Source organism: Limosilactobacillus mucosae, assembly GCF_046939755.1.
Taxonomy (GTDB): Bacteria; Bacillota; Bacilli; order Lactobacillales; family Lactobacillaceae; genus Limosilactobacillus; species Limosilactobacillus mucosae_A.
Genome location: NZ_JBKZAY010000008.1, coordinates 61,103 through 71,797 on the forward strand (window position 1 = coordinate 61,103; position 10,695 = coordinate 71,797).

Sequence of the window (10,695 nt, forward strand, 5' to 3'; positions counted from 1 at the left end):
ATGTCAGGACATTCAAAATGGCATAACATTCAAGGGCGTAAAAACGCTCAGGATGCCAAGCGTGGCAAGATTTTCCAAAAGATTTCTCGTGACTTGTACCAAGCCGCTAAAACAGGTGATCCTGATCCAGCAAACAACCCTCAACTGCGTCTGGTAATCGACAAGGCTCATGCAGCCAACATGCCTAAAAAGAACATTCAACGGGCAATTGAAAAGGCTACTGGTGCTGGTGGTGCCAAGTTTGAAGAAGTTACTTACGAAGGCTATGGCCCAGGTGGGGTTGCAGTGATGGTCTTTGCCTTGACTGACAACAAAAACCGGACGGCCGCTGCAGTACGTTCTGCATTTACTCATTCCGGCGGTTCGCTGGGTGCCAGTGGATCTGTTTCCTACATGTTTGATCGCAAGGGCTTGATTGAAATTCTGCGTGACGGTCTCGACAAGAGCGAAGACGACATGCTGATGGATGCTCTGGATGCCGGTGCTGAAGATATGAAGGCTACTGACGACAAGTTCCAGATCTTCACGGCACCAAGTGACATGACCAGCGTTCGTGATGCTTTGCAAGAACAAGGCTACGAACTGGACACAGCTGAAGTAACGATGATCCCTCAAAACACGACGGTTGTTCCTAGCGACAAGGTTAGTCAATACAAGCACTTGATTGACGAACTGACGGACAACGACGACGTTGCCGACATTTATGAAGCTGGGGTTATCGAAGACGATGACGATGCTGAATAGTTTCGTTTTTAGATGCGGGCGGTAATGCCTGCGTCTTTTTTTTACCTCAAAGAATCCAACATCAACATTTACCAATATCCAGCTATTTTAAGAATTTTGGCTGGTTATATTAGAAGATCACGCTAACAGCGACGCTTATGGTCGAGAGTGGCGTGATTTTTTTATTGGAAAACTTTTGCAAGCGAATAATCGGCATTAAAAAAATATCATCCTGCTTCTTTTGGCATATAGCATTGTTAGAGGAGGGATAATTTTGAAAAGCGAGTTTTCAAGAGACATTGCGGTTTTAATTCGCTACCGGGTGTCGGATCTCTATGTTCTGCCATATCGCAGCTACTATCGACTTTTAATTATGCATGAGGGCCAGTTGCAGCTTTATCAGCAATGGCCATTACCACTTGCCAAGCGCTTAATTGCATATTTAAAGTATCGTGCTGACATGTCAGTCAGTGAGCATCGTCGCCCGCAGTCAGGATCGCTTTGCTGGCACGCGCCTAGGGGAAAGGTAGATTTAAGATTGTCATCAGTTGGTGACTGTCGTGGGCAGGAATCGCTGGTGGTACGTTTTATCTATCGTTTATGCAATGATTATCGGATGCTGGTACCACCACAATGGCAAAAATTGCAGCAGGCTGCTAAAAAGCGTGGTTTGATGCTGTTTGCTGGACCGATGGGATCAGGAAAGACAACGACGATGTACCATTTGGCGCGGCAGTTCGTTGGTCAGCGTGTTGTTATGACGATAGAGGATCCGGTTGAGATTACCGAGCCGCTGTTTATTCAGCTGCAGGTCAACGAATTAGCGGAGATGGGCTATCAGCAGCTGCTTAAGGTTGGCTTGCGACATCGACCACAGATCTTTATTATTGGTGAGATTCGTGATCCGCAAACGGCACACATGGCTGTTCAAGCAGCCTTAAGCGGTCATCTAGTTATGGCAACTGTGCATGCAAGAAATGTCTATGGAGCGTTGACTCGTCTGGAACAGCTGAACGTCGATGGCTTTTATCTGCAACAGGCGGTCAGCTGTGTCTGCTATCAACGACTCTTGCCGACTGTAAAAAAACAATTGGCGGTACTGTTTGATCTATTGGCTGATGATGCATTGCAGGAAAGCTTTACAAAGCGAAAGGTGGGGATGACCGATGATTGGCAGCAGCATCTTAAAAATTGCGTGGCCAAGGGCTATGTGGAAAAAAGCGTGGCCCAGTCATACCAAGCCGGTTAAATTTAAAGCCAGTCAACAGGCTGATTGGTTTTTACTGATGCATGATCTGTTGATGGTTGGTTTCTCGCTGCAGCATGCAGTTCAATTCTCACAGCGAGCCTATCCGCGACAGGCTGCTTTTTTTTCAAAAATTGATCAGCAGCTTAGGAACGGTCGGCTGCTGGCAGATGCGTTAAAGCCATATTTAAGAATTGAGCTTTACTATCAGCTTTTGCTGGCTGAGCAGCATGGCAGTCTTTCGATAACGCTAAAAGAGGTTGGTCAGTATTTACAAGTCCAAAAGCAGCAGCAACAGCAGCTAAGGACGCTTTTGGAATATCCGTTGATTTTATTGGTGATGCTGGGGACGATTTTGGCTGCCTTGCTGATTTTTGTTTTTCCTGAGCTGCAAAGCTGGCAGCAGCAGAATCAGCTGACAAGCAGCGAACAATGGCCGATTGGTGAGACGCTGATAATTATAGGCGGTGTTTTCTTAAGCTATGGAGGATTGGCAGCAATTCACTGGCGGCATATGTCAACGCTAAAAAAAGTGCGACATCAGTGTCGCTGGCCGCTGTTTGGCAAGATCTTTCGTGAATACTATGGTTATTATTTGACTTCCAATCTGGCCATTTTGCTGCAGCATGGTTTCTCTTTGCGTGAAATATGCCAGCTGACGAATAACTTTGATGATGATTCGTTATTGCATCAGGTTGGTCAGGCAGCATTTGAGCTTAGCTCGCAGGGAAGACAGTTGACCGACTTAATCTTGAAAGCACCTTTCCTACCGGATGAATTGGCCATTTTTATCAATCGTGGCTTGACTAATGAACAATTAGGCCAGGAACTGACATTATTTTCCAAGATCAAGTTTAAAAAGTTTCGGCAGTCAACAATGCATATCCTGGTATTAGTGCAGCCAGCGCTTTTTATTTTGATTGCTGCTGGGATTTTTTTAATGTATCTCAGTATTCTTTTGCCAATCTATCACTCACTGCAGGAGGTTTACTAAGATGTTAGGAAAGCAGAAACGGCATGCGTTTACGCTATTGGAGATGGCCATCGTCTTATTTATTATCAGTCTGTTGGTACTGATTATTTTGCCAAATCTTGGTGCACAGCGCGAACATGCAACTAAGATTCATGAAAATGCCATGACCAATGTCGTCCAGACCCAGCTTGATCTATATGAGAATGATACCGGACAAAAAGCCCAAAGCATAGATCAGCTGGTTGAAAATCAATATCTGACCTCAGCACAGGCACAAAAAGCAGCCAGTGAGCACATTAAAGTCATCAATGGAAAGGCTGAGCGAAAATGAAAATTCGCCGGCCAGCCTTTACTCTGTTGGAAATGATGATTGTCTTGGGAATTACCGCATTGACGATGCTGATTGGCTGGCCCTCAATGCAACGAACCATTCAAAAAAACGAAGAGCGTCAGTTTTGGCAGACCTTCCGTCAAGCATGGCAGGCAGCTCAGGTACGATCAAAGACCAGTAACGAGTCAACACGTGTTTTTTACTTAAAAAGCCACAGTCAGGTTGTCTTTTCCTGGGCAAGCGGTGCCGAGCGTATAAATGTTCCAGATACGCTGTTGGTCAGACGGTTTAATGATGTTGAGATGAAAAAAACGGGTTATGTCAGTCCACAGACAGAGGAGTTTATTTCAACCTTGGACAATACGGATTATCAAATGAGAATTCAATTGGCATGGGGGAGTTATCATGTACAGGCAACGCAAAAAAAAAGGCATCGGGCAGTCATGCTGGGTGAGAGTGTGTCAGCATTGGCGATTGCCGCGCTCAGTATCGTTTTTTTAATGATCAGCCTAAATGGATTGAATCATCAAAGAAAAATTGCTGACGAACAGCTGGCTGCAAGTCGACTGGCTAAAGAGGCCAGTGATGCTCTCAAAAATCACAAAGACCGCGTTAGTATCGTTCGAGATCCGCTAAGGGCAACCGCAGATCGTAATGGGGTAGTCGTTGAGCGATCGGGAAAGTGTATTCTAAAACTGGAAAGGCGGTAATGGCTTGAGACGCTCAGCATTTACGCTGGCAGAAAGCATGATGGCACTACTGATCAGTATGATAACGGTTTTGACTTTGGGACAGACAGTCAAGGCAGTTGATCAAGTCAATCAGCGTACTTTGGATATGCCAACGGATTGGTATTTATTTGTGACCGAGCTGGAATTATCAGATCGGCATTTCAGTCTTTATCAATGCCGTGATGAACAGCATGCGGTGCTGTATGGGGCTGCTACCAAGAAGTATTATGAGCTGACGGCTGAAAATGTTCGAATATTCTTGCGGCTGCAGCATGGTGGCGGTTATTTGCCGATGCTTTATCAAGTTAAGGCGGCAACTTTTAAACGGCTTGGCAGGCAACGATTAGAAATTGAGGTGAAAAGAAACAATGGATATCGGCAAGCAGCGGTTATCTGTCTGGCGGCATCGCAAAAGCAGTACGCTGCTGGCGGCGATGATCATGCTAAGCATTACGACGGCAGCCGTCTTGGCTCAGTATCAATATCAAGCTGGTCAAGCAAAACTGATTCATCGTCTCAGCAATCAATTTATTGCACAGACAATGCTAAATTTGACTGGAAGCAAAGATAATGCATGCTTTAATAAAGGAATCGTCAAGCATAAGGGTAGGTTGACGATCGTCTGTCTCAGTGACGGATCAACCTTTAAGTTTCAAGAAGAAGAGGCGCTTCCTTGAATTTGTCGATAAAAATGGGTAAACTAATTTCGTACGACGAATGAGGATGGGAGTGACCAAAACTGGCAACACCAGAACAACTATTTGTACCATTTGATCGCGCAACGGAACTGTTACAGGCGGATTTGAACAGCTCTTATCTTGATGCATTTCTCGAAAATGCTGAAAATCTGGTTGATAATGGCAAGGTTCGTGTAGAGGATGGTTTGCCTAGGGCAGAGACAGTTGCTGAGTTAAACAGGCTATATCAGCAGCTGGATCTTTTGCATACCGACCGCGAGACAGTACGCCGTCTTTTACAGCTGGATCTGTTAAAAGTGATTCGTAAGGATGCGATTCAAGCCAATCATCAAATGACGCCCGATACTTTGGGGATCATGATGGCCTATTTGATTGAAAAAATCATTGATCGCAGTCATCCATATACGATTTTTGATCCGGCAGTAGGTACGGCTAATCTGCTAACAACGGTCATGAACCACCTACAAGAAGCCATTGATCAGCCAGTACAGGGGTACGGAATTGATAATGATGATGAGCTGCTGGCAGTTGCCAGCGTCAGCGTTTCATTGCAAAGAGAGCCGGTTGAGCTGTTTCACCAAGATGCTATAGAGCCTTTGACGATTCCGCAAAGTGATTTGGCGGTTTCAGATCTGCCAGTTGGATACTACCCGCTTGATGAAAATACGAAAAATTATAAGACGCGTGCTGAAAAAGGACATTCATACGTTCATCATCTGTTGATCGAACAATCAATGAACTACCTTAAACCAGGCGGCTTTGGCGTATTTTTGGTACCGTCGAATCTCTTCCAGACTGAAGAGACGATGGGCTTTGTTAAGTGGATCCACTCGGTAGCGCATTTCCAAGGATTGATCAATCTGCCAGCTGATCTTTTTAAGAATCAAGCTGCCCAAAAATCGATTCTTCTTTTGCAGCGTCAAGGTGGTGGCAGTCATCAAGCCAAACAGGTTTTGTTGGGCAGTTTTCCGTCAGTCAAGAAGCGTGCTGAATTTGTAGCCTTTATGAATCAGATTGATGCATGGGTAGCTGCAAATCTTAAAAGTTGAGAGTTAGTAAAAGGAGAGATTACGCCAATGTCAAAAACGATTGCTGTTAATGCCGGCAGTTCGACCGTCAAGTTCAAGCTGTTTGACATGCCAAGCGAAGAAGTAGTAGCAGAAGGTCAGATTGAACGAATCGGTCTGGAAGTTGGTCATGCCGAAATCAAGTATGGTGACGGTCAAAAGCTGAAAGAAGATAAGCCATTTGCTGACCATGAGGCTGCCGTTCAATATCTGCTCAAGCAGCTGCTGGATTTGAAGATTGTTGCCAGCTATGATGAAATTACAGCTGTTGGTCACCGGATTGTTGCCGGTGGTGAATACTTTAAGGATTCGGTTGTCATCGATGAAGACGTTATGAACAAGATCGATGCGCTGGCTGAATATGCACCATTGCATGACCCAGCTGAATTACAAGGTATCAAGGCCTTTAAGGAAGTCTTGCCGGATGCATTTGCAGTTGCCGTTTTTGACACTGCTTTCCATGCCAATATGCCAAAAATGAATGCTCTTTATAGCGTTCCTTATGAATGGTACGAGAAATACGGTGCCCGCAAGTATGGTGCTCACGGTACCAGTCACCGTTATGTAGCGGCCCGGGCAGCTGAAATGCTTGGTCGACCATTGGAAGAACTGAAACTGATTACGTGCCACATTGGTGCTGGGGCTTCGATTACTGCTATTAAGGGTGGCAAGTCCTTTGACACTTCAATGGGCTTTTCACCATTAGCCGGGGTTACGATGGCCACTCGCTCTGGAGATGTTGATCCATCGCTGGTTGCTTTCGTTCAAAAGAAGCTGGGCGTTTCTAGCGATGAAATGGTTGACATGCTTAACCACAAATCCGGTCTGTTGGGAATTTCTGGCGTTTCCAGCGACATGCGTGACGTTGAAAAGGCCAAAAACGAAGGTAACGAGCGCGCACAGTTGGCTTGGGACATCTATGTCAACCGGATCGTTCGCTACATCGGCGCCTACATTGCTGAACTAGGCGGAGCAGATGCCATTGTCTTTACTGCGGGTGTTGGTGAGAACAGTATTACCGTTCGTCAGGCCGTAGCTGACAAGTTGGGCTACTTTGGCATTGCAATTGATCCAGAAAAGAACAACATTCGTGGCGTAGAGCGTGATCTGTCGACTGATGATGCGAAGATTAAGACGCTGCTGATTCCAACTAACGAAGAATTAATGATCGTTCATGATATCGAACGACTTAAAAAAGCCAGCAAGTAGTTGCTGTTAAAATTAAAATGGGGCGCTGGTGAGCGTCCCATTTTTGTGTTTAGGAGTGATAATGATGCGTTTTGTAACTTCTGATACTCACTTTTTGGATTATCATTTGTTAGGGGTTGACGATTTTGCGCCACGGCCTTTTGTTGATACCAAACAGATGGATGAGCAGATTATTGAACACTGGAATGCTAAGGTTGCTGAAAATGATATTGTATACCATTTGGGCGATATTGCAGTATATTTTACTAAGCCAGCCAAGCGAGCTGATGAAATGATTTTTGAAATTTTAAATGCGTTGCATGGTCATCTGGTACTGATCAAAGGCAATCATGATCGAAGAGAACTGTTTAAGTATCTGGCTGCTCATAATTATGACTTAAATGGTCAGCCTAAATTCAGCTTTCATGATGTAGGGGCTCTGATTAAGTATAATCATTGTCAGTACTATTTGACGCATTATCCAATGATGCTGGGGATTGCACCACGGATTATAAATCTGCATGGTCATATTCATCACTATGCCGTTCCAGTAAAAGAAAACGTTAATGTCGGAATTGATTCCCCGGAACTGGAATATCTAAAAAAGCGGCCGGCATTTGGCGAGCCCTTGACACTGGCAGAGGTTGAGACAATTGCCCGGATAAAGGCAGAAAAGCTGACTCGACATTAGATCATAGCAGTGAGTATAATAGTTTGGATATTTATTAAGACAAGAAAGGAGTGGCTGATATCAATCGCAGTAAAGTTGAAGAATACATTGAACGTCGTCAGGTGCAGCGGCAAGGCGTTTTTCGGGTTCTGCAGCAAGATGCTCAGCATTTTTTGATCAACAATCATCCTTATACGCTGGTTGCTGACTATAAAAACGCCTTTAATTCTGAGGCACTTGCTGATCGTTTTAGTTCCATTTTGGGTAAATATGACTATATAGTTGGTGATTGGGGATATGGACAGCTGCGATTGCGCGGCTTCTATAATCCTGATAATCCACAGTATAATCCTGAGCAAGGGATGCAGACGATTCAAGACTATCTGTATGAAGACTGCAACTTTGGCTGTGCCTACTTCATCATCCATAATCAAGAGGTGCAGCTGCCCAGAAAGAATCGGCGATCTGGCAGACGGTTTTCAAATCGGCGCAAAGTTTCTGGGAACAGTAAAAAACATCAGTCAGGCGCAGCTGTCAAAGAGGTTCGACAATCACTCAGGCAGCCACCTTTAAAAGAACGTAAAAACCAGGAAGTGCGTCGCGTAAAAACTGGCAAGCATCGTCAAAAATTGGTAGTGAAAAATAAGAATAATAAGCGAGAGAAAGCATGAAACAATATCAAGGCTATTTTATCGATTTAGATGGCACGGTTTATCGTGGTAAGGAAAGAATCCCAGCTGCTGCCCGATTTATCAAGCGCTTGCAGGAGCATCAGCGAGAGATTCTGTTTGTTACCAACAATAGTACCCGCAGTCCGAAAGAAGTCGCTGCTAATCTAAGAACAAATCATGATATTAATGTGACGGCGACTAATGTATATACCTCAGCAATGGCAACTGCAGATTATCTGGCACAGCATGCTGGTCAAAAGTGCCGTGTTTATGTAATCGGGGAACGAGGACTAAAAGACGCTTTGTTAAATAAGGGAATGCAATTGACTGATCAAGACCCTGACTATGTCGTTGTTGGCTTGGATCGTAACGTAACTTATGAGCAGTTTAAGGTTGCAACGCTTTGTATTCGCGCTGGTGCTGTTTTTATCGGTACGAATGGCGATACCAATCTGCCAAGCGAAGAAGGGATGATTCCGAGTGCTGGTGCCTTGATTGAACTGGTTCGCTATGCTACGCAGCAGGAACCAATCATGATTGGCAAGCCGCAAAAAACCATTGTTGAAATGGCTTTAAAGGCTAGCGGACTGAAAAAATCAGAGGTACTGATGGTTGGTGATAATTATCAGACTGATGTGCGAGCCGGCATTAATACCGGAGTCGACACGTTGCTTGTCTATACCGGCCTTTCAAAGCCAGCTGATATTGAACATGTAGAAACTAAACCAACTTATACGGTCAAGACGCTTGATGAATGGAACGTTTAGAAAACAAATAGTTGAGACCATCGGGACAATCCTTGCATTGCTACTAGTAACTATCGCGGCGGCTGGGCTTGCCCTTTTTTTAACGCTGCTGATCTCGCCATTGATTTTAAGGATTCCATCGCATTTTTTGGATCTTTCGAAGGCAGTGGTTTTAAAAGATTATCGTCATTTACTAATGTATCTTGTTCAACCTTGGCCACAGCCGCCCTTACGCTTGGTCGGTATTCCAATGACTGAAAGTGCCGTTGAGCATTTTAGCGATGTCAGACATCTAATCATAACAGCATTAGGTATAACCGGATTGGCATTATTTGGTGCATGTGGAATCGTGCAGTATGAAAAAAAGACCTGGCAGCTTTGGAAACTGTCAGGTCTATTGAAGAATTTATTGGCATTGTTGATAGTGGTCGGAATGATAATTATCGTAGACTTTGATGACTTTTTTATCAAATTCCATTATCTTGCTTTTTCCAATATGAACTGGGTGTTTTCGCCGACCAGCAACCCAATTATTAATCTATTTCCCGATGATTTTTTTGCGATGCTGTTTGGAATCTGGTGGCTATTCACCATCTTGCTCTTGGTTTTGATTCAATGGCGAGTCAACCGTTACTTGAGCAGACTTATTTGAGAGCTTTGACTTAATAAAGCTGATTACGGCAGGCATTAAGGTAACCACAATGATTGCCAGGATAATTGCCGAGAAATGTGCCTGGACAAAAGGCAGATTACCAAAGAAATAGCCGCACGAGCAACAGATGGCAACCCAGCTTACACATCCAACGATACTGTAGCGGATAAAACGCCGATATGGGAAACCGGATCCAGCTGCAGCGAAAGGAGCAAAAGTACGAATGATTGGCATATATCGAGCCAAGATAATTGCTGGGGCACCGTGTTTTTCAAAGAATGCTTCTGCTTTTTCAAGACTCTGCTTATCGATTAGTTTTCCGAACCATGAGTGATTTGATAAGCTCTTGCCGATTTTTTGGCCGATCAGGAAGTTAATTGAATCGCCTAAAAGACATGAAGTTAAAAAGCCAAATGCAAAAATCCAGATATTTAAGTGATAGTTTGCATTGGCCGCTAGCGCACTGGCGGCAAACAGTAGCGAGTCACCAGGCAGAAATGGCAAAATTACCGCGCCGGTCTCAATGAAAATAATCAGAAACAGGATCAGGTAGCTGGCATCGCCAAATTGATTAACAATCTGAATCAGATGGGTATCAATGTGAAGGATAAAATCGATTAAAGTCGACATATAAAACTCCTTTTATTTTTTTATATTCAATTATCGCTAAGATTTTAACAGCAATTATGTATTTTTTGAAGAATAATCATTAAATTAAACAAAAACGTAAACAATTTAAAATCATTCAGTAAAGTTCCTTTTTTGTAAATATAGACGATGATATTGGTTTTAAATTATATTAATCGTGTTTTATGGATCGTTTTGCGGAGGTAGTATTTTAAAGTTTGTGTTTTAAAAAAACGTTTAAAAAATATGGAAATAGCATTGACGAAAACTCAGAATATCGGTATAGTAGTTATCGTTGTCGATGAGGCAGACGCTGATTGCAGTTTAGTTTGCTTCTAGCAGTTGTTAACATTTAAAAACGTTGTTGACAGC

General features: G+C 43.7%; 13 protein-coding genes. 12 read left to right on the forward strand and 1 reads right to left on the reverse strand.

All coding sequences use genetic code 11. The features are described from left to right. The 12 genes from ACLUWI_RS04420 (at nucleotide 1) to ACLUWI_RS04475 (ending at nucleotide 9,696) form a co-directional block, all read left to right on the forward strand. Complete coding sequence (locus tag ACLUWI_RS04420; RefSeq protein ID WP_006500211.1) at nucleotides 1-744, forward strand: YebC/PmpR family DNA-binding transcriptional regulator; 744 nt, start codon at nucleotides 1-3, stop codon at nucleotides 742-744. A gap of 253 nt (nucleotides 745-997) precedes the next feature. After that, nucleotides 998-1,972, forward strand: a complete 975-nt coding sequence (gene comGA / locus ACLUWI_RS04425) for a competence type IV pilus ATPase ComGA (protein ID WP_412146310.1) — start codon at nucleotides 998-1,000, stop codon at nucleotides 1,970-1,972. After that, a complete protein-coding gene (locus ACLUWI_RS04430) occupies nucleotides 1,932-2,963 on the forward strand; it encodes a type II secretion system F family protein (RefSeq protein WP_412146311.1) in 1,032 nt (343 codons plus the stop codon). The genes comGA and ACLUWI_RS04430 overlap by 41 nt, the downstream gene beginning before the upstream one ends. Nucleotide 2,964: 1 nt before the next feature. Then, nucleotides 2,965-3,273, forward strand: a complete 309-nt coding sequence (gene comGC / locus ACLUWI_RS04435; protein WP_412146312.1) for a competence type IV pilus major pilin ComGC — start codon at nucleotides 2,965-2,967, stop codon at nucleotides 3,271-3,273. Continuing rightward, a complete protein-coding gene (locus tag ACLUWI_RS04440; protein ID WP_412146313.1) occupies nucleotides 3,270-3,983 on the forward strand; it encodes a prepilin-type N-terminal cleavage/methylation domain-containing protein in 714 nt (237 codons plus the stop codon). The genes comGC and ACLUWI_RS04440 overlap by 4 nt, the downstream gene beginning before the upstream one ends. 4 nt (nucleotides 3,984-3,987) lie before the next feature. Then, entirely contained in the window at nucleotides 3,988-4,575 is a 588-nt protein-coding gene (locus ACLUWI_RS04445; RefSeq protein WP_412146314.1) for a competence type IV pilus minor pilin ComGF, read from the forward strand. Between the two features lie 168 nt (nucleotides 4,576-4,743). Continuing rightward, nucleotides 4,744-5,751, forward strand: coding sequence for a class I SAM-dependent methyltransferase (locus ACLUWI_RS04450; protein WP_412146322.1), 1,008 nt, complete (start codon nucleotides 4,744-4,746; stop codon nucleotides 5,749-5,751). 27 nt (nucleotides 5,752-5,778) lie between these two features. After that, nucleotides 5,779-6,978 carry an acetate/propionate family kinase gene (locus tag ACLUWI_RS04455; protein WP_006500203.1) on the forward strand — a complete coding sequence of 400 codons (1,200 nt, stop codon included), beginning with the start codon at nucleotides 5,779-5,781 and terminating at the stop codon, nucleotides 6,976-6,978. A gap of 64 nt (nucleotides 6,979-7,042) precedes the next feature. Beyond that, complete coding sequence (locus ACLUWI_RS04460; RefSeq protein WP_412146315.1) at nucleotides 7,043-7,648, forward strand: metallophosphoesterase; 606 nt, start codon at nucleotides 7,043-7,045, stop codon at nucleotides 7,646-7,648. Between the two features lie 59 nt (nucleotides 7,649-7,707). After that, the gene (locus tag ACLUWI_RS04465; RefSeq protein ID WP_412146323.1) at nucleotides 7,708-8,298 is read left to right on the forward strand and encodes a YutD family protein; all 591 of its coding nucleotides are present in this window, start codon (nucleotides 7,708-7,710) and stop codon (nucleotides 8,296-8,298) included. Continuing rightward, nucleotides 8,295-9,065 (forward strand): TIGR01457 family HAD-type hydrolase, encoded by a 771-nt coding sequence (locus ACLUWI_RS04470; RefSeq protein WP_412146316.1) that lies wholly within the window; start codon nucleotides 8,295-8,297, stop codon nucleotides 9,063-9,065. Before ACLUWI_RS04465 ends, ACLUWI_RS04470 begins: the two co-directional genes overlap by 4 nt. Next, nucleotides 9,049-9,696, forward strand: a complete 648-nt coding sequence (locus tag ACLUWI_RS04475) for a TIGR01906 family membrane protein (protein ID WP_412146324.1) — start codon at nucleotides 9,049-9,051, stop codon at nucleotides 9,694-9,696. Before ACLUWI_RS04470 ends, ACLUWI_RS04475 begins: the two co-directional genes overlap by 17 nt. Here ACLUWI_RS04475 and ACLUWI_RS04480 read toward each other — a convergent pair. Continuing rightward, nucleotides 9,628-10,326 (reverse strand): VTT domain-containing protein, encoded by a 699-nt coding sequence (locus ACLUWI_RS04480; RefSeq protein WP_412146317.1) that lies wholly within the window; start codon nucleotides 10,324-10,326, stop codon nucleotides 9,628-9,630. The two genes, ACLUWI_RS04475 and ACLUWI_RS04480, sit on opposite strands and share 69 nt — an antisense overlap. Nucleotides 10,327-10,695 lie beyond the last annotated feature (369 nt).